Origin of the sequence: Streptomyces smyrnaeus (genome assembly GCF_017676345.1) — a bacterium.
GTDB lineage: Bacteria > Actinomycetota > Actinomycetes > Streptomycetales > Streptomycetaceae > Streptomyces > Streptomyces smyrnaeus.
Genome location: NZ_JAFFZM010000033.1, coordinates 45984 through 63131, shown reverse-complemented (window position 1 = coordinate 63131; position 17148 = coordinate 45984). Strand labels below are relative to the sequence as shown.

The 17148-nt window shown below is 68.8% G+C and carries 16 protein-coding genes; 12 read left to right on the top strand and 4 right to left on the bottom strand.

Translation table 11 applies throughout. From position 1 onward, the window contains the following. Positions 1 to 31: 31 nt before the first annotated feature. Positions 32 to 1006 (bottom strand): carbohydrate kinase family protein, encoded by a 975-nt coding sequence (locus tag JW613_RS33125; protein ID WP_099880038.1) that lies wholly within the window; start codon positions 1004 to 1006, stop codon positions 32 to 34. A gap of 162 nt (positions 1007 to 1168) precedes the next feature. Between JW613_RS33125 and JW613_RS33120 the strand changes: the two genes are divergently transcribed. Together JW613_RS33120 and JW613_RS33115 are read left to right on the top strand one after the other, a co-directional pair. Then, the gene (locus tag JW613_RS33120) at positions 1169 to 1381 is read left to right on the top strand and encodes a hypothetical protein (protein ID WP_209214563.1); all 213 of its coding nucleotides are present in this window, start codon (positions 1169 to 1171) and stop codon (positions 1379 to 1381) included. 142 nt (positions 1382 to 1523) lie between these two features. Beyond that, positions 1524 to 2915, top strand: a complete 1392-nt coding sequence (locus JW613_RS33115) for a hypothetical protein (protein WP_209214562.1) — start codon at positions 1524 to 1526, stop codon at positions 2913 to 2915. A 105-nt stretch (positions 2916 to 3020) separates the two neighbouring features. Here JW613_RS33115 and JW613_RS33110 read toward each other — a convergent pair whose 3' ends face one another. Next, positions 3021 to 3374, bottom strand: coding sequence for a HesB/IscA family protein (locus JW613_RS33110; protein ID WP_209214561.1), 354 nt, complete (start codon positions 3372 to 3374; stop codon positions 3021 to 3023). Between the two features lie 248 nt (positions 3375 to 3622). Between JW613_RS33110 and nadA the strand changes: the two genes are divergently transcribed. Next, positions 3623 to 4801 (top strand): quinolinate synthase NadA, encoded by a 1179-nt coding sequence (gene nadA, locus JW613_RS33105; protein ID WP_209214560.1) that lies wholly within the window; start codon positions 3623 to 3625, stop codon positions 4799 to 4801. Positions 4802 to 4850: 49 nt separating this feature from the next. After that, positions 4851 to 5741, top strand: coding sequence for a GNAT family N-acetyltransferase (locus JW613_RS33100; protein WP_209214559.1), 891 nt, complete (start codon positions 4851 to 4853; stop codon positions 5739 to 5741). 28 nt (positions 5742 to 5769) lie between these two features. Here JW613_RS33100 and JW613_RS33095 read toward each other — a convergent pair whose 3' ends face one another. Then, positions 5770 to 7161: a cysteine desulfurase/sulfurtransferase TusA family protein gene (locus tag JW613_RS33095; RefSeq protein ID WP_209214558.1), complete on the bottom strand. Its 1392-nt coding sequence runs from the start codon at positions 7159 to 7161 to the stop codon at positions 5770 to 5772. A 313-nt stretch (positions 7162 to 7474) separates the two neighbouring features. Between JW613_RS33095 and ctaC the strand changes: the two genes are divergently transcribed. The 4 genes from ctaC (at position 7475) to JW613_RS33075 (ending at position 12005) form a co-directional block, all read left to right on the top strand. Beyond that, entirely contained in the window at positions 7475 to 8449 is a 975-nt protein-coding gene (gene ctaC, locus JW613_RS33090; protein WP_209214557.1) for an aa3-type cytochrome oxidase subunit II, read from the top strand. Next, positions 8446 to 10179, top strand: a complete 1734-nt coding sequence (ctaD, locus tag JW613_RS33085) for an aa3-type cytochrome oxidase subunit I (RefSeq protein WP_099880024.1) — start codon at positions 8446 to 8448, stop codon at positions 10177 to 10179. The genes ctaC and ctaD overlap by 4 nt, the downstream gene beginning before the upstream one ends. Continuing rightward, positions 10176 to 10574 carry a cytochrome c oxidase subunit 4 gene (locus JW613_RS33080; protein ID WP_099880022.1) on the top strand — a complete coding sequence of 133 codons (399 nt, stop codon included), beginning with the start codon at positions 10176 to 10178 and terminating at the stop codon, positions 10572 to 10574. Before ctaD ends, JW613_RS33080 begins: the two co-directional genes overlap by 4 nt. Positions 10575 to 10706: 132 nt before the next feature. Then, the gene (locus JW613_RS33075) at positions 10707 to 12005 is read left to right on the top strand and encodes a L,D-transpeptidase (RefSeq protein ID WP_209214556.1); all 1299 of its coding nucleotides are present in this window, start codon (positions 10707 to 10709) and stop codon (positions 12003 to 12005) included. Between the two features lie 108 nt (positions 12006 to 12113). On the opposite strand, the gene JW613_RS33070 is transcribed toward JW613_RS33075, so the two are convergent. After that, positions 12114 to 12527 carry a hypothetical protein gene (locus tag JW613_RS33070; protein WP_209214555.1) on the bottom strand — a complete coding sequence of 138 codons (414 nt, stop codon included), beginning with the start codon at positions 12525 to 12527 and terminating at the stop codon, positions 12114 to 12116. A gap of 243 nt (positions 12528 to 12770) precedes the next feature. Here JW613_RS33070 and ctaE point away from each other — a divergent pair, with 243 nt between their 5' ends. From ctaE to qcrB, 4 genes are all read left to right on the top strand, one after another. Then, positions 12771 to 13388 carry an aa3-type cytochrome oxidase subunit III gene (ctaE, locus tag JW613_RS33065; protein WP_099880018.1) on the top strand — a complete coding sequence of 206 codons (618 nt, stop codon included), beginning with the start codon at positions 12771 to 12773 and terminating at the stop codon, positions 13386 to 13388. Between the two features lie 103 nt (positions 13389 to 13491). Continuing rightward, positions 13492 to 14304, top strand: coding sequence for a cytochrome bc1 complex diheme cytochrome c subunit (gene qcrC / locus JW613_RS33060; protein WP_209214554.1), 813 nt, complete (start codon positions 13492 to 13494; stop codon positions 14302 to 14304). Then, the gene (gene qcrA, locus JW613_RS33055) at positions 14301 to 15368 is read left to right on the top strand and encodes a cytochrome bc1 complex Rieske iron-sulfur subunit (protein ID WP_209214553.1); all 1068 of its coding nucleotides are present in this window, start codon (positions 14301 to 14303) and stop codon (positions 15366 to 15368) included. Before qcrC ends, qcrA begins: the two co-directional genes overlap by 4 nt. Beyond that, entirely contained in the window at positions 15365 to 17017 is a 1653-nt protein-coding gene (gene qcrB, locus JW613_RS33050; RefSeq protein WP_209214552.1) for a cytochrome bc1 complex cytochrome b subunit, read from the top strand. The genes qcrA and qcrB overlap by 4 nt, the downstream gene beginning before the upstream one ends. Positions 17018 to 17148: the final 131 nt, after the last annotated feature.

Genomic DNA, 17148 nt, shown 5'->3' with positions numbered 1-17148 from the left:
CCCAGGCGGGCCCCCTCCCCGTATTGGACCCTCAGGAGAGGTGGGCCTGCACTTCGGTGGCGGCATCATGGCCGTAGGCCTTGGTGAAGCGCTCCATGAAGTGCACGCGCTTCAACTCGTACTCCTGCGTACCCACCGTCTCCACGACGAGAGTCGCCAGCATGCACCCGACCTGCGCGGCCCGCTCCAGGCTGACGCCCCAGGCGAGCCCGGAGAGGAACCCGGCGCGGAAGGCGTCGCCGACCCCCGTGGGGTCGGCCTTCTGCTTCTCCTCGGCGACGCCGACCACGATCGGCTCCTGGCCCGCCCGGTCGATGCGGGCGCCCTTCTTGCCGAGCGTGGTGACGCGGGTACCGACCCGCTGGAGGACTTCCTCGTCGCTCCAGCCGGTCTTGGTCTCGATCAGTTCCTTCTCGTACTCGTTCGAGAAGAGATAGGTGGCGCCGTCGGTGAGGTTGCGGATGCCCTCGCCGTCCATGCGCGCGATCTGCTGCGAGTAGTCGGCGGCGAAGGGGATGCCGCGGGTGCGGCACTCCTCGGTGTGGCGCATCATGCCCTCGGGGTCGTCGGCCCCGATGAGCACCAGGTCGAGTCGGCCGACGCGGTCGGCGACGTGCTGGAGTTCGATGTTCCGGGCCTCGCTCATGGCGCCGGTGTAGAACGAGCCGATCTGGTTGTTGTCCGCGTCCGTGGTGCAGACGAACCGTGCGGTGTGCGCGACTTCGGAGATGTGCACGGACTCCGTGTCCACGCCGTGGCGTTCGAGCCAGGCGCGGTATTCCTCGAAGTCCTCTCCCGCCGCGCCGACGAGGACCGGCCGGACGCCGAGTTGTCCCATGCCGAAGGCGATGTTGGCGCCGACGCCGCCTCGGCGGATGTCGAGGCGGTCGACGAGGAAGGAGAGCGAGACCGTGTGCAACTGGTCGGCGACCAGTTGGTCGGAGAAGCGCCCCGGGAAGGTCATCAGGTGGTCGTTTGCGATGGAGCCGCAGACTGCGATACGCACGACGAATTCTGCTCCTGAGAGACATCGGGTACCCCCGTACGCCCAGCGCACGAGGGAAAGGCGCTCGCCACGCTACCCGCTGGGTCCCCGGAGTCGAACAGGACACAACTACCTCATAGTAGGGTCTTCCGGGCAGCTCATCCGATGCGTAGCGTGATCCTCATGTGGAAAACAGCGCCTTTCCCGGCCGAATACGTCGAGCATGAGTCGATGGAACAACTGCTCGGCGACTGCGCACGGATGGTTCCGCACTGGACCGCCGCGTGCGCGGTGCCCCAGGAGCGGCGCCCTGTCGCGTTCTCGTCGTTGCACGGCGTCCGTGTGCCGGTGCGCTCCGCGCGGCTGCTGGACGGGATGTCCGAGTACGGCGACTGATCGGCCCCGGCCGCGTCGCGGAGCCCCGGTCGGGAACCGTCCGCTTCCGGGGGCCGTCCCACTCACGTCCCCCGCACGAGGGAGGGCGGGAGCCCCCCCCTCGCGCAGGGGCCTCGTGGACGCGGAGCCAAAGGAGTTTTCGGTGAGTACAGACCAGTCCTCCGAGACCGAGGGCCGGCCGGCGCCCCGGAGCAGGCGGCGGCAGCTCTCCGTCGTCGCTGTGGCCGCCGCGGTCCTGGTGGCGGGCGGGGGCGGCGCGTACTGGGCGTCCTCCGCCTTCGACGGTGATACGGGCGGGTCGGGCCGGGGTGCCGGCTCGGACAACGCGGCGGGCGGCGAGCGCGCCGACGGGCCTCCGAAGCTGGCGCTGGACGGCACCGCCACCTCGGCGCGGGACAGCGGTGAGGGCATCGCCCCCGGTGAGCCGATGGGTCCGCGGGGCTATCGCGCCGAGGGCGAGCTGCCGGACGGCCCCGAGTCCGCGGCCGTCCGCAAGCCCGGGCACGACGTGAGCCGGGGGCAGGTGGCAAAGCTTGCCGAGGCGCTGAAGGTCAAGGGCGGCGTCAAGGCCGAGGAGGGCCGCTGGCAGGCGGGTGGCGGCCAGGGCAAGGGTCCCCGGCTGACCGCGGAGCGTGGAGGCGCCGGCGGCGCGTGGACGTACCAGAACGGCGACACCGTTCCGCTGGACGCCGAGCCCGATCCTGCACCGGGCGGAAAGCCCCTCTCCGCCGCCGAGGCGAAGGATGCGGTACGCCCGGCACTGCGCGCTCTCGGTCTCAAGGACGCCGAGCTGGACGCCGGATCGGCGGTCGGCGGCACCCGTACGGTCACCGCCTCGCCCAAGGTCGCCGGCATGCCGACGCACGGCTGGGACAGCACTTTCGTGGTGGACGACAAGGGGTCCGTCACCCGGGCACAGGGCAGCTGGAACCAGACCCGCAAGGGCGCGGTCTACCCGGTGCAGAGCGCCACGGCGACGCTGGACCAGTTGAACAAGGCGAGCCAGTCGCGGGGCGGTCACGCGGGCGAGGGCGAGCAGGGGAAGGAGCCGACGAAGATCGGCGACGCGGTCTTCGGGCTCTCGCTGGAGCGCTCGCACGGCAAGCCGCTGCTCGTACCGGCGTGGATCTACGAGGTGAAGCGGCCCGGTGGCGGTGATATGGAGGTCACCCATCCGGCGGTGAAGCCGGAGCATCTCAAGCCCTCGAAGACCTCCGGTCACCCCGGGAAGCCGGGCAGCGGCGATGTCGGCTCGGGCGGTGCGAAGGCCGTACAGGCTGCCGAGTCCTACCGGGTGGCGGGCCGCACCCTGAAGCTGACCTTCTGGGGCGGGGTGTGCGACACCTACAAGGCCACCGCCGAGGAGTCCGGCTCCGAGGTGAAGGTCAGGATCGAGGCTGAGAAGAAGAAGGATGGCAAGAACGTCTGCGTCAAGATCGCCAAGCGGCAGACGGTCGAGGTGGAGCTCGACAAGAAGCTGGGCGACCGCAAGGTGCTGGACGTGCGGGACGGCAAGCAGCTGCCCCGTAAGTGACCGGCGCCGCTCCCGGGAACGACAAGGGCGGCGGACTCCTGGTGGGGGGAGTCCGCCGCCCTTGTCACGGCTTCGGTCGGCCGGCAGCGGCCGACCGCGGGTGGCTCAGTTGAAGGAGTCGCCACAGGCGCAGGAGCCGGTGGCGTTCGGGTTGTCGATCGTGAAGCCCTGCTTCTCGATGGTGTCGACGAAGTCGATGGAGGCGCCGCCGAGGTAGGGGGCGCTCATCCGGTCGGTGACGACCTTGACGCCGTCGAAATCCTTGACCACGTCGCCGTCGAGCGAGCGCTCGTCGAAGAAGAGCTGGTACCGCAGGCCGGAGCAGCCACCCGGCTGGACGGCGACGCGCAGCGCCAGGTCTTCGCGGCCTTCCTGCTCAAGCAGGCTCTTGACCTTCGCCGCGGCGGCGTCGGACAGGATGATGCCCTCGCTTACAGCGGTCTCGTCCGAAACGGACATCTGCTTCTCTCCCGGGTTGTACGGACTGCTCTCTTACCGTCGGCTCAACCGACGGCATCCCGGATTCATTCCAGGAGTGGTCACTTCATGCTCGCACACAGCCGGAGCGACTGGGAATGCGTCACATCGACGCGATGGCCATCGTCAAAGTGACATGAAGCGGTTATGATAGATAACGTCACTTAGACGAGAATCCGACGCGGAGCCGTACCCGAGCGTCGAACCGAGCCACAGAAAGGGCTGGTCCTGTGAGTGCCGCCCAGCCGCTGGACGTACAGCCGACCCCGCTCGCACTGCTGCTGCTCGGCCGTGAGGCCGATCCCAAGAGCGAGCGCGGAGTCGAGTGCCCCGGCGACCTTCCCGCCCCCTCCGACCCGGACCTGGTGGCCCGTGCGCGCGCCGCCAAGGAGAAGCTCGGCGACCGCGTCTTCGTGCTCGGCCACCACTACCAGCGCGACGAGGTCATCGAGTTCGCCGATGTGACCGGTGACTCCTTCAAGCTGGCCCGGGACGCCGCGGCCCGCCCCGAGGCCGAGTACATCGTCTTCTGCGGCGTGCACTTCATGGCCGAGTCCGCCGACATCCTCACCTCCCAGGCCCAGCAGGTCGTCCTCCCCGACCTGGCGGCCGGCTGCTCGATGGCGGACATGGCCAGCGCCGAACAGGTGGCCGAGTGCTGGGAGGTCCTGATCGAGGCCGGGGTCGCCGACACCACCGTCCCGGTCTCCTACATGAACTCCTCCGCCGACATCAAGGCGTTCACCGGCCGGCACGGCGGCACCATATGCACCTCCTCCAACGCCAAACGGGCCCTGGAGTGGGCCTTCGGCGAAGGGGAGAAGGTGCTCTTCCTCCCCGACCAGCACCTCGGCCGCAACACCGCCGTGCGGGAGATGGGCATGACGCTGGACGACTGCGTCGTCTACAACCCGCACAAGCCGAACGGCGGTCTGACCACGCAGCAGCTGCGTGACGCCAAGATGATCCTGTGGCGCGGCCACTGCTCGGTGCACGGCCGCTTCTCGCTGGAGTCGGTGCGCGAGGTGCGCGAGCGCATCCCGGGCGTCAATGTGCTGGTGCACCCCGAGTGCAAGCACGAGGTCGTCGCCGCGGCGGACCAGGTCGGCTCCACGGAGTACATCATCAAGGCCCTGGAAGCTGCTCCCGCCGGCTCCAAGTGGGCCGTGGGCACCGAACTCAACCTCGTACGGCGGCTGGCCAACCGCTTCGCCGCCGAGGACAAGGAGATCGTCTTCCTCGACCGCACCGTCTGCTTCTGCTCGACGATGAACCGCATCGACCTGCCGCACCTGGTGTGGGCCCTGGAGTCGCTGGCCGACGGCAACGTCGTCAACCGGATCGAGGTCGACGCGGAGACGGAGAAGTACGCCAAGCTGGCGCTGGAGCGCATGCTGGCCCTCCCGTAGCCCAGCAACTCCGTTGAGGCGGCCCCTGGCAGCGCCGTACGGTGCGTGGATGCTGCTGCGACCGGTCAGGGACACCCAGGACGACGCGGAGACCGTACGGAAGCTGGCCGAGGCGGCGTTCGGGGCCTCGCACGCCCTCAAGGGCGACACTCCGCCGAACCCGCCCTCGGCGGCACGTGCGGCGCGCAGCCGGGAGAAGATCCTGCACATCGTCCGGCACGACCCGGCGGGCAGCTGGCTGGCCGAGGACCGGACCGGCCAGGCCATCGGCGTGGCCCAGTCCCACATCCGCGAGGGCACCTGGGGCCTGGCGCTGCTGGCCGTCCTGCCCGGGGTCCAGGGCAAGGGGGTCGGAAGCGCACTGCTGCAGCGCACGCTGGAGTACGGACGCGGCTGCCTGCGCGGCATCATCTGCTGCTCCCGGCACCCCGCCGCCGCCCGGGTGTACCGGCAGGCCGGATTCGCACTGCACCCCACCATCCGGATGCGCGGCGTCGTCGACCGGGCGGGGCTGGGCAAGGTCGAGGGCGCCGCGGTCGAGGGCGGCCCGCGCGACCGGGACCTGCTCGACTCCGTCGACCGGCGGCTGCGGGGCGGCGCCCACGGGCCCGACCACGACTTTCTGCTGCGGCACCACCGGCTGGTCGTCGCGGACGACCTGGCCGGCAGCGGCTACTGCTACATCGGCGACGACTCCGACGGCGCCAAGGTCGCCCTGCTGGGCGCCACCTCGCGACGGCTCGCCACCCGGGTGCTGAGCGCGGCGCTGCTCGGGGTGGGGGAGGGCGTCGCGGTGGAGGTGCACGACATCACCGCCGAGCAGCAGTGGGCCGTGGACGTCGGGCTCCGGGCCGGGCTGGAGCTGCGCGCCGAGGGCTTCGTCTGCTTCCGCGGCCTGCGCCCCCCGACCCCTTACATCCCCTCGGGAGCCTTTCTGTGAGCGCCCCGCGCGGTCACGCCCCGCCCGGTCACGCCCCGCGACGGGGTGCCGTGCGCCGCACCCGGTACTCGACGCCCTCCACCCCTTCGAAGGCGTGCCCCGTCATCTCGCACCAGGCCGGGATGTCGAGCCGGGCGGCCTCGTCGTCGGCGAGCACCCGGACGACGCCCCCGGCGGGCACGTCCTCGATCACCTTGGCCAGCTCGATCACGGGCAGCGGGCACAGCTTGCCCCGCGCGTCGACGGTGACCTCCGCCTCCGCCGCGCCGCGGTCGGCGGGCTCGGCCCGGGCGCCGATGCCCAGGTGTGCGCGTACACCCTCGACGGCCCCGGGCAGCGCCTCCAGGAACCGGTCCACCTCGCTCTCGGCCGTCCCCGGGGGCAGCGACACCCGCACGTTGCCCTCGGACAGCACGCCCATGGCCCGCAGCACATGGCTCGGGGTCAGCGTGCTGGAGGTGCACGACGAGCCGCTGGACACCGAGTAGCCGGCGGTGTCCAGCGCGTGCAGCAGGGCCTCGCCGTCCACGTACAGACAGGAGAAGGTCACCAGGTGCGGGAGCCGCCGTACGGGGTCGCCGACGACCTCGGTGTCCGGCACCAGCTCCGGCACCCGGGCCCTGATCCGGTCGACGAGGGCCCGCAGCCGGGCGGCCTCCGCGTCGGCCTCGGCCCGTACGGCCCGCAGTGCGGCGGCGGCGGCGACCACGGCGGGGATGTTCTCGAACCCGGGCGCGGCCCCCCGCTCCCGTTCGTCCACCGGCCCGGGCGGAGCGAAGCGCACCCCCTTGCGGACGGCGAGCAGCCCCACCCCGGCCGGGCCGCCCCACTTGTGGGCGCTCCCGGTCAGCAGCGACCACGGCCCCTCCACGGGCCCCCAGGGCAGCGACTGCGCCGCGTCCACCAGCAGCGGCACGCCCGCCTCGGCGCAGGCCTCGGCGGCCTCCGCGACCGGCTGGACGGTACCGACCTCATGGTTGGCGGACTGCAGACAGGCCAGCGCGCAGTCCTCGCCGAGCGCCTGTTTCCACTCCTGTGCCTCCACCCGTCCCGTGCGGTCGACGCCGACCTCCCGCACCAGGCCGCCGGAGCGCTCGTGGGCCTCGGCGGTGTGCAGCACGGCGGAGTGTTCGACGGCCGAGACGACCAGCCGCCGTCCGGCACGGCGGCGCGCCGCCAGCACCCCCCTGATCCCGGTGTGCAGCGCCTGGGTACCCGAAGAGGTGAACCGCAGTTCGTCCGGGCGGCATCCGACGGCCTCGGCCGCGGTCTCGCGCGCCGCGTCCAGCAGCATCCGCGCGCGTCGGCCCTCCCGGTGTGGGCGGGCGGGATCGGCCCAGCCCTCGTCCACCGACGCCAGCAGCGCCTGCCGGGCGACGGGGTGGAGCGGGAGCGAGGAGGCGGCATCGAAATAGGACACACTTGTACGCTACCGCCGCACCCGCACCGCGCGAACCGGGCGCCAAGGCCGCCCCGGAGCGGGCCGGGAGCCGACCGGCAACCGGCCGGGAACCGGCCTGCACAGCGTCAGTTCGGGCGTGGCCTGGCGGCATTCCACCCCATCAGGGTGGCGCGCGGCGCGTTACGCCCCCTCCCCGCGCGACCCCAAATGGCGTCGGCTAGGGTTTGGTCCGCATAAACATCCAAACCCCTGCCCGCGCCTGGGCCGGCGCCCGACCACGTAAGAGGGCCGCGCCCGACCGACGCGGGCGAGACTCTCGGGAAGGCGCTACGTGAGTCCCAACGGCTCCGACCGCTCGTCGCGGCGCCCGATGCGGCGGAAGCTGCAGCAGGCGCTGGCCGCGGGCCTGGTCCTGGCGACCGCGACCGGTTGCACATCAAAGGACTTCCCCCGCCTCGGCATGCCCACCCCGGTCACGGACGAGGCGCCGCGGATCCTCTCTCTGTGGCAGGGCTCCTGGGCGGCCGCGCTCGCCGTAGGCGTGCTGGTGTGGGGTCTGATCCTGTGGAGCGTCATCTTCCACCGGCGCTCCCGGTCCAAGGTCGAGATCCCCCCGCAGACCCGGTACAACATGCCCATCGAGGGCCTGTACACCGTGGTTCCGATCATCATCATCTCGGTGTTGTTCTACTTCACGGCCCGGGACGAGACAAAGCTTCTGGCGACCTCCAACAAGCCCACGCACGTCATCAACGTCGTTGGTTACCAGTGGAGCTGGGGCTTCAACTACGTCGAGGACGTGGACGGCGATCCCAACACGGACGTCAACACGCACAAGGCGCTGGACAAGGAGCTGAGCGCCATCCCGGACCGGATGGCCAAGGGCTTCCCCAAGGGTGCCGAGGGCGTCCACACGGTCGGTACCCCGGCCGACAAGAACCCGCAGAACGGCAACCCGGGTCCGACCCTGTGGCTGCCCAAGGGGGAGAAGGTCCAGTTCATCCTGACCTCCCGCGACGTCATCCACTCCTTCTGGGTCCTGCCGTTCCTGATGAAGCAGGACGTCATCCCGGGCCATGTCAACCGCTTCGAGGTGACTCCCAACAAGGAGGGCACCTTCAGGGGCAAGTGTGCCGAGCTGTGCGGCGTCGACCACTCCCGGATGCTCTTCAACGTGAAGGTCGTCTCCCCGGAGCGCTACCAAAAGCACCTGGAGGATCTGGCGAAGAAGGGCCAGACCGGCTACATCCCGGCGGGTACCGCCACCACGGGCGGCGCCAAGAATGCGGAGACGAATAACCCGTGAGCATCCTCAACGAACCCCAGGGTGCCGCCGCCGCAACGGCTGAGGCGACAACAACCCCTGGACGCCGTAAGCGGCCCGGCCAGGTCGTTGTCGACTGGATGACGACGACGGACCACAAGAAGATCGGCAGCCTGTACCTGATCACGTCGTTCGTCTTCTTCTGCATCGGCGGTGTCATGGCGCTCTTCATGCGCGCCGAGCTCGCCCGCCCGGGTATGCAGATCATGTCGAACGAGCAGTTCAACCAGGCGTTCACCATGCATGGCACGGTCATGCTGCTGATGTTCGCCACCCCGCTGTTCGCCGGCTTCGCGAACTGGATCATGCCGCTGCAGATCGGTTCACCGGATGTGGCCTTCCCGCGGCTGAACATGTTCGCCTACTGGCTCTACCTCTTCGGTTCGCTGATCGCGGTGGGTGGCTTCCTCACCCCGCAGGGCGCGGCCGACTTCGGGTGGTTCGCCTACTCGCCGCTGTCGGACGCGGTCCGCTCCCCGAGCGTCGGTGCCGACATGTGGATCATGGGTCTGGCCCTCTCCGGCTTCGGCACGATCCTCGGCTCGGTCAACTTCATCACCACGATCATCTGCATGCGCGCCCCCGGTATGACGATGTTCCGCATGCCGATCTTCACCTGGAACGTGCTGCTCACCGGTGTGCTGGTGCTGCTGGCCTTCCCGGTGCTGGCCGCCGCGCTGTTCGCCCTGGAGGCCGACCGGAAGTTCGGGGCGCACATCTTCGACTCGGCCAACGGAGGGGCGCTGCTGTGGCAACATCTCTTCTGGTTCTTCGGCCATCCAGAGGTGTACATCATCGCGCTGCCGTTCTTCGGCATCGTCTCGGAGGTCATCCCGGTCTTCAGCCGTAAGCCGATGTTCGGCTACATCGGTCTGATCGGCGCGACCATCGCCATCGCCGGTCTGTCGGTGACGGTCTGGGCGCACCACATGTACGTCACGGGCGGCGTGCTGTTGCCGTTCTTCTCGTTCATGACCTTCCTGATCGCCGTACCGACAGGTGTGAAGTTCTTCAACTGGATCGGCACGATGTGGAAGGGGTCGTTGTCCTTCGAGACACCGATGCTGTGGACCATCGGCTTCCTGATCACCTTCACCTTCGGTGGTCTGACCGGTGTCATCCTGGCCTCGCCGCCGATGGACTTCCACGTCTCCGACTCGTACTTCGTCGTCGCCCACTTCCACTACGTCGTCTTCGGCACCGTGGTCTTCGCGATGTTCGCCGGCTTCCACTTCTGGTGGCCGAAGTTCACCGGCAAGATGCTCGACGAGCGGCTCGGCAAGATCACCTTCTGGACGCTGTTCATCGGCTTCCACGGCACCTTCCTGGTGCAGCACTGGCTGGGCGCCGAGGGCATGCCGCGCCGGTACGCCGACTACCTGCACGCCGACGGCTTCACCGCGCTGAACACCATCTCCACCATCAGCTCGTTCCTGCTGGGCATGTCGCTGCTGCCGTTCTTCTACAACGTGTGGAAGACGCACAAGTACGGCGAGAAGATCGAGGTCGACGACCCGTGGGGCTATGGCCGTTCGCTCGAATGGGCGACAAGCTGCCCGCCCCCGCGGCACAACTTCCTCACCCTGCCCCGTATCCGCTCCGAATCCCCGGCCTTCGACCTGCACCACCCGGAGATCTCCGCGCTCGATGAGCTGGAGAACGTGGACAGGGAAGAGAAGGCGCTCGCCGGCAGCAAGGAGGCCGGGAAGTGAAGATCCAGGGCAAGATGTTCCTGTGGCTGTCGGTCTTCCTGCTGGCGGTCGCCATCACCTACGGACTCTGGTCGAAGGAGCCGGTGGGTACCACGGGCCTCTTCCTGGCCTTCGGTCTGTCCATCATGATCGGCTACTACCTGGCGTTCACCGCGCGCCGGGTCGACACCGGAGCTCAGGACAACCGGGAGGCCGATGTCGCGGACGACGCCGGTGAGCTGGGCTTCTTCAGCCCGTACAGCTGGCAGCCGCTCGTGCTGGGCCTCGGTGGCGCCTTCGCCTTCGGGGGCGTGGCCCTCGGCTGGTGGCTGGTGTACGTCTCGGCACCGCTGCTGCTGATCGGCCTGTTCGGCTGGGTGTTCGAGTACTACCACGGTGAGAACCGCACCCAGTAGCCAACGCGGCACCGGACGAGCGAGACCGGACAACCGAAAAACGCAAGGATCGGCCCCCCGACACTCCGGGGGGCCGACCCGTTTGTACGCACCCAGCGCGCCCGAATTGACGATTCTTCATATTTTGGGCGCATGAGTCACAGCCCACGCACCGCGATAGCGCAGGGGGTCCTCACCCCCCGAACCCTGTCCCGTAAGCACAAGCGCCGGATGGTCAAGAGCTGCGCCCTGCTGCTGGCGCCCCTCTCCGTGGGGCTCGCCGCCTGCGGCAGCGGCAGCACCGGTGACAGCTCGCTCGCCTCCGCCCCCTACGACGCCACCGACGTGGTCGCCGTCAACGCCGACGCCGACAGCAAGGACGTCGACCCCGAGAAGCCGCTGGAGATCACCGCCCAGCACGGCGACACCCTCACCGACGTCCTCGCCACCGACACCAAGGGCCGCGCGCTGCCCGGCGAGATGTCCGCCGACGGCAAGCGCTGGCACAGCACCGGGCCGCTGGCCGCCGGAGCGCGCTACACCCTCCGGGTCAGCACGGAGAACGACGAGGGCGCTCCAGGGCGCCGCACAATGCATTTCGAGACCAAGCCCGCCTCCAAGCACCTGAAGGTCAAGCTGGGCCCGGACAACGGCACCTACGGCGTCGGACAGCCCCTCACGGCGGAGCTGAGCCGGCCCATCAAGGGCCACAAGCAGCGCGAGCTGGTCGAGCGGGCACTGAAGGTGAGGTCCAGGCCTCATGTGGAGGGGGCCTGGCACTGGGTGAACAGCAAGGAGCTGCACTACCGGCCCCGCTCCTACTGGCCCGCCCACGCCTCCATCACCCTCCGCTCCTCGCTCCAGGGCCTCAAGGTGCGCGACGGGCTGTACGGCGGCAAAGCCGAACCCGTTCGGATGAAGACCGGCGACCGAATAGAAGCGATCACGGACGCCTCCTCACTGGTGATGACCGTCAAGAAGAACGGCAAGACCGTCCGCTCCATACCCGTCACCACGGGCAAGGCGGGCTACGAGACCCGCAACGGCATCAAGGTGATTCTCACCAAGGAGCCCTTCGTGCGGATGACGAGCGCCAGCATCGGCGCCTCGGACTTCTACGACCTGCCGGTCTACTGGGCCACCCGGCTCACCAACAGCGGCGAGTACGTGCACGGCGCCCCCTGGTCGGTCAGCTCCCAGGGCGTCTCCAACACCAGTCACGGCTGCACCGGCATGAGCAGCGCCAACGCCAAGTGGTTCTTCAAGAACGTCCGCCAGGGCGACATCGTCCAGCACGTCAACACAGCGGGCGAGAAGATGGCCCCCTTCGGCAACGGCTTCGGGGACTGGAATCTGGAGTGGAAGAAGTGGCGCGCCGGCAGCGCCGTCCACAAGGACGAGCCGGTCGGCAGCGGCCCCGCGGACGTCGCGCGGCTCCGCCCCCAGGTGTGACCCGTCCCCGATGTGACGAGAAAGGCGTGACAACGGCGACGCGCCCGGCTGTCCCCCGTTCGGAGGACAGCCGGGCGCGGCACTGTCTGCTCGGCCCCGACCCGGTGCTCAGGTCGTGGCGAGGCTCCTGTCGGCGGTGCGGTCCCGCAGCAGCCCGGCCAGCGCGTCGGCCAGCGCCACCGGGTCCACCGGGTGCGAGACGGTCGCCTCGGCCCGGCTCCAGGTCGCCAGCCAGGCGTCCTGCGGCCTGCCGATCAGCAGCAGCACCGGCGGGCAGTCGAAGATCTCGTCCTTGATCTGCCGGCACACGCCCATGCCACCGGCCGGGGCGCTCTCCCCGTCCAGCACGCACGCGTCCACGTGCAGCTCCTCCAGGGTGGCGAGCACGGCGGGCAGGGTCGCGCACTCCACGTACCGGACCTCGGGCACGTCGGTGGCGGGTCGGCGCCCCCCGGCGAGCCGCACCTGCTCGCGGGTGGTGGCGTTGTCGCTGTAGACCAGCACCGTGGCGGTCGGCTGCATCGTTCCTCCGCGTCCGTATCGGGTGAACCGCTGACGCACCGGGCGGCTCGGAGCCGCTTTCCACGGTGGCGCCGCTCGGATGCTACTCCCTTCGACGCACCGTCAACACCGGTCAGCACGCACCGGTACGGGTCCGTAGGACGGGTACGCGCGTGCCGTCTTCGCTGGACACGGGGCGGGCGTCGGGTACGGACACACCGAACGGGACCCCCCGAAGTGAGGCCGGGATAAGCGACCGACATAATGTCGGTCGTGGCGACAGCAACAGCAGTAGAAACCGGGCACGCGCACCCATCGGTCAACCGGCCGAACCTCACCAGCGTCGGAACCATCATCTGGCTGAGTTCCGAGCTGATGTTCTTCGCGGCCCTCTTCGCGATGTACTTCACCCTGAGGTCGGTGACCGGCGCCGAGTACTGGAAGGAGCATGCGTCTGAGCTGAACCTTCCCTTCGCGGCGACGAACACCACGATCCTGGTGCTCTCCTCGCTCACCTGTCAGCTCGGCGTCTTCGCTGCCGAGCGCGGGGACGTGAAGAAGCTCCGCGCGTGGTTCATCGTCACCTTCATCATGGGTGCGATCTTTATCGGCGGCCAGGTCTTCGAGTACACGGAGCTGGTCAAGGAGGGCACCTCACTCTCCTCGAGTCCGTACGGATCGGTGTTCTACCTGACCACCGGTTTCCACGGGATGCACGTGACAGGCGGTCTCATCGCCTTCCTGTTCGTCCTGGGGCGCACCTATGCGGCCAGGCGGTTCACTCACCACCAGGCCACCGCCGCCATCGTCGTGTCCTACTACTGGCACTTCGTCGATGTCGTCTGGATCGGCCTCTTCGCCACGATCTACCTGATCCGGTAACCGGACGTACGCGGCACCGCCGCGCGCCGTACCGCACAGGCGGACTACGGAACAGACGGACAGACACAGCATCGACGAGAAGATCCTGACACCGGGGTAATCCGTGAAAAAGCTCTCCGCACGACGGCGCCATCCGCTGGCGGCGCTTGTCGTTCTACTCTTCGCGCTGGCGGCCACCGGGGGGCTGTACACCGCGTTCGCTCCCGCGGGTGAGGCCAAGGCCGAGCAGGAGTCGAGTAAGTCCCTCGCCATCGAGGAGGGCAAGAAGCTCTACGCCACCGGGTGCTCCAGCTGCCACGGAACCGGCGGCCAGGGGACCAGCGACGGTCCCAGCCTGGTCGGTGTCGGGGCCGCGGCGGTGGACTTCCAGGTCGGCACCGGCCGGATGCCGGCCCAGCAGCCCGGCGCCCAGGTGCCCAAGAAGCCGAAGGTCTACGACCAGGACGAGATCAACCAGCTCGCCGCGTACGTCGCCTCGCTCGGCTCCGGCCCGAGCACACCCACCAAGGACATGTACGACCCGAGCGGTGCGGACGTGGCCAGGGGTGGGGAACTCTTCCGCACCAACTGTGCGCAGTGCCACAACTTCACCGGTGAGGGCGGCGCCCTCACACACGGCAAGTTCGCGCCCGACCTCAGCGGTGTCTCCGAAAAGCACATCTACGAGGCCATGCAGACCGGCCCCCAGAACATGCCGTCCTTCACCGACGGTGCGCTTCCCGAGAAGGACAAGCGGGACATCGTCGCGTACGTGAAGGAGGTCAACGGCGAGAAGTCGGAGAGCCCGGGCGGGTTCAAGCTCGGTGGCTTCGGCCCCGTCGCCGAGGGCATGTTCGCCTGGATCTTCGGCCTCGGCGCGCTGATCGCTGTCGCCGTCTGGGTCGCCGCTCGGACTGCAAAGGCCAAGAAGTCATGAGTAGCCAGACTGGACCAGACGAGAACGTGTCAGACGAGAACCTGCCTGCCGCGCAGGAAGAAGCCCACGGGGCTCAGGTGGCCAAGTCCGATCCCTTCGCGGATCCGGGACTGCCGCCGCACGAGCACCGCATCCAGGACATCGACGAGCGGGCGGCCAAGCGCTCCGAGCGCACCGTCGCCTTCCTCTTCACGCTGTCCATGCTGGCCACGGTGGGCTTCATCGCCTCCTTCGTGGCCTTCCCGATCGACAAGATCGTCTATGTCTGGCCGCTCGGGCGCGTCAGCGCGCTGAACCTGGCGCTCGGCCTCACCCTCGGTGTCGCCCTCTTCTGCATCGGCGCCGGTGCCGTCCACTGGGCGCGCACCCTGATGTCCGACGAGGAGATGGTCGACGAGCGGCACCCCATCGCCGCCCCTCCGGAGGTCCGCGAGAAGGTCATCTCCGACTTCAAGCAGGGCGCCAAGGAGTCGGCCCTCGGTCGCCGGAAGCTCATCCGCAACACGATGTTCGGTGCCGTGGCCCTGGTGCCGCTCTCCGGCGTCGTCCTGCTGCGCGACCTGGGCCCGCTGCCGAAGGACAAGCTGCGGCACACCGCCTGGGCCAAGGGCAAGCTGCTCGTCAACGAGAACACCAACGAGCCGCTGCGTCCCGAGGACATCGCCGTCGGGTCGCTCACCTTCGCCAAGCCCGAGGGCCTGGAGGAGGACGACCACGACTTCCAGAAGGAGATCGCCAAGGCGGCTTTGATGATCGTCCGGCTGGAGCCGAACGACATCAAGGACAAGCGCGAGCTGGACTGGTCGCACGAGGGCATCGTCGCCTTCTCCAAGATCTGCACGCACGTCGGCTGCCCCGTCAGCCTCTACGAGCAGCAGACCCACCACGTCCTGTGCCCGTGCCACCAGTCGACGTTCGACCTCGCCGACGGTGCGCGCGTGCTCTTCGGACCCGCCGGCCATCCGCTGCCGCAGCTCAACATCAGCGTCAACAAGGACGGCTACCTCGAAGCGCAGGGCGACTTCGCGGAGCCCGTCGGTCCGGCCTTCTGGGAGCGCGGATGAGTACTGGAACCGATACCCCGGGCAGCGCGGCTGCCGAGGGCAAGAAGAAGGCACCCGCGGGCGAGCGGGTCGCCGACTGGGCCGACGGACGGCTGGGCCTCTACAGCCTGGCCAAGGCCAACATGCGCAAGATCTTCCCGGACCACTGGTCCTTCATGCTGGGTGAGGTCGCGCTCTACAGCTTCATCATCATCATCCTGACCGGCGTCTATCTGACGCTGTTCTTCCACCCGTCGATGGCCGAGGTGGAGTACCACGGTTCCTACACGCCGATGCACGGTGTGCGGATGTCGGAGGCGTTCGCCTCGACACTGGACATCAGCTTCGACGTACGCGGTGGTCTGCTCGTGCGGCAGATCCACCACTGGGCGGCGCTGATCTTCCTCGCGGCGATGTTCGTGCACATGATGCGCGTCTTCTTCACGGGGGCGTTCCGCAAGCCGCGCGAGGTCAACTGGGTCTTCGGGTTCCTGCTCTTCGTGCTGGGCATGTTCACCGGCTTCACCGGCTACTCGCTCCCGGACGACCTGCTCTCCGGTACCGGTGTCCGGTTCATGGAGGGCGCGATCCTGTCCGTGCCGATCGTGGGCACCTATCTGGCGATGTTCCTGTTCGGCGGGGAGTTCCCCGGCGACGACTTCGTGGCCAGGTTCTACTCGATCCACATCCTGCTGCTGCCGGGCATCATGCTCGGGCTGCTGGTGGCACACCTGATCCTGGTCTTCTACCACAAGCACACCCAGTTCGCCGGTCCCGGCCGCAAGAACACCAATGTGGTCGGTATGCCGCTGCTGCCGGTCTACATGGCCAAGGCCGGAGGCTTCTTCTTCCTGGTCTTCGGTGTGATCGCGGCCATCGCGGCGCTGTTCACCATCAACCCGATCTGGGTGCTCGGGCCCTACCGGCCGGACCAGGTGTCGACCAACGCCCAGCCCGACTGGTACATGGGCTTCTCCGAGGGCCTGATCCGGGTGATGCCTGGCTGGGAGATCAACCTGTGGGGTCATACGCTGGCGCTCGGTGTGGCCATCCCGCTCGTGATCGTCTTCCCGCTGGTGCTCGTCGTCATCGCCATGTACCCCTTCATCGAGGCATGGGTGACCGGCGACAAGCGCGAGCACCACATCGCGGACCGGCCGCGCAACGCGCCGACGCGTACCGGATTCGGTGCGGCGTGGATCACCTGGTACTTCGTGCTCCTCGTCGGCGGCGGCAACGACCTGTGGGCGACGCACTTCCACTTGTCGATCAACGCGATCACCTGGTTCGTACGCATCGCGTTCTTCGTCCTGCCCGTCCTGGTCTTCTGGATCACCAGGCGCATCTGCCTGGGGCTGCAGCGCAAGGACAGGGAGAAGGTGCTGCACGGCCGGGAGACCGGCACCATCAAGCGGCTGCCGCACGGTGAGTTCGTCGAGATCCACGAGCCGCTGTCGCAGGAGCACCTGCACACGCTCACCGCGCACGACCAGTACCAGCCGGTGGAGATCGGTCCGCTGACGGACGAGAACGGCGTCGAGCGGAAGGTCTCCCGCGGGCAGAAGCTGCGGGCCAGGCTCTCCAAGGGCTACTTCGGGGAGTCGGGACAGATCCCCAAGCCCACCCGCGAGGAGTACCAGGAGATCGAGAGCGGACACGGGCACCACTGACGCCCGCGTCACCGACCGGTTCGCACAGCTGGATCCGCCACATCGGGAGGGGTCCACGGGCACTGCCCGTGGGCCCCTCCCGGCTGTGTGCCCGGCGCCGGAGGGAGCCTGTTCACGGGCCGAACAGTGGC

Coding starts and splice junctions, on each gene's coding strand:
- JW613_RS33120 (WP_209214563.1), top strand. CDS start 1,169: ATGTGGAAAACAGCGCCTTTCCCGGCCGAATACGTCGAGCATGAGTCG.
- JW613_RS33070 (WP_209214555.1), bottom strand. CDS start 12,527: ATGCAGCCGACCGCCACGGTGCTGGTCTACAGCGACAACGCCACCACC.
- JW613_RS33075 (WP_209214556.1), top strand. CDS start 10,707: ATGAGTCACAGCCCACGCACCGCGATAGCGCAGGGGGTCCTCACCCCC.
- JW613_RS33100 (WP_209214559.1), top strand. CDS start 4,851: ATGCTGCTGCGACCGGTCAGGGACACCCAGGACGACGCGGAGACCGTA.
- qcrA (WP_209214553.1), top strand. CDS start 14,301: ATGAGTAGCCAGACTGGACCAGACGAGAACGTGTCAGACGAGAACCTG.
- qcrB (WP_209214552.1), top strand. CDS start 15,365: ATGAGTACTGGAACCGATACCCCGGGCAGCGCGGCTGCCGAGGGCAAG.
- JW613_RS33110 (WP_209214561.1), bottom strand. CDS start 3,374: ATGTCCGTTTCGGACGAGACCGCTGTAAGCGAGGGCATCATCCTGTCC.
- ctaE (WP_099880018.1), top strand. CDS start 12,771: ATGTCGGTCGTGGCGACAGCAACAGCAGTAGAAACCGGGCACGCGCAC.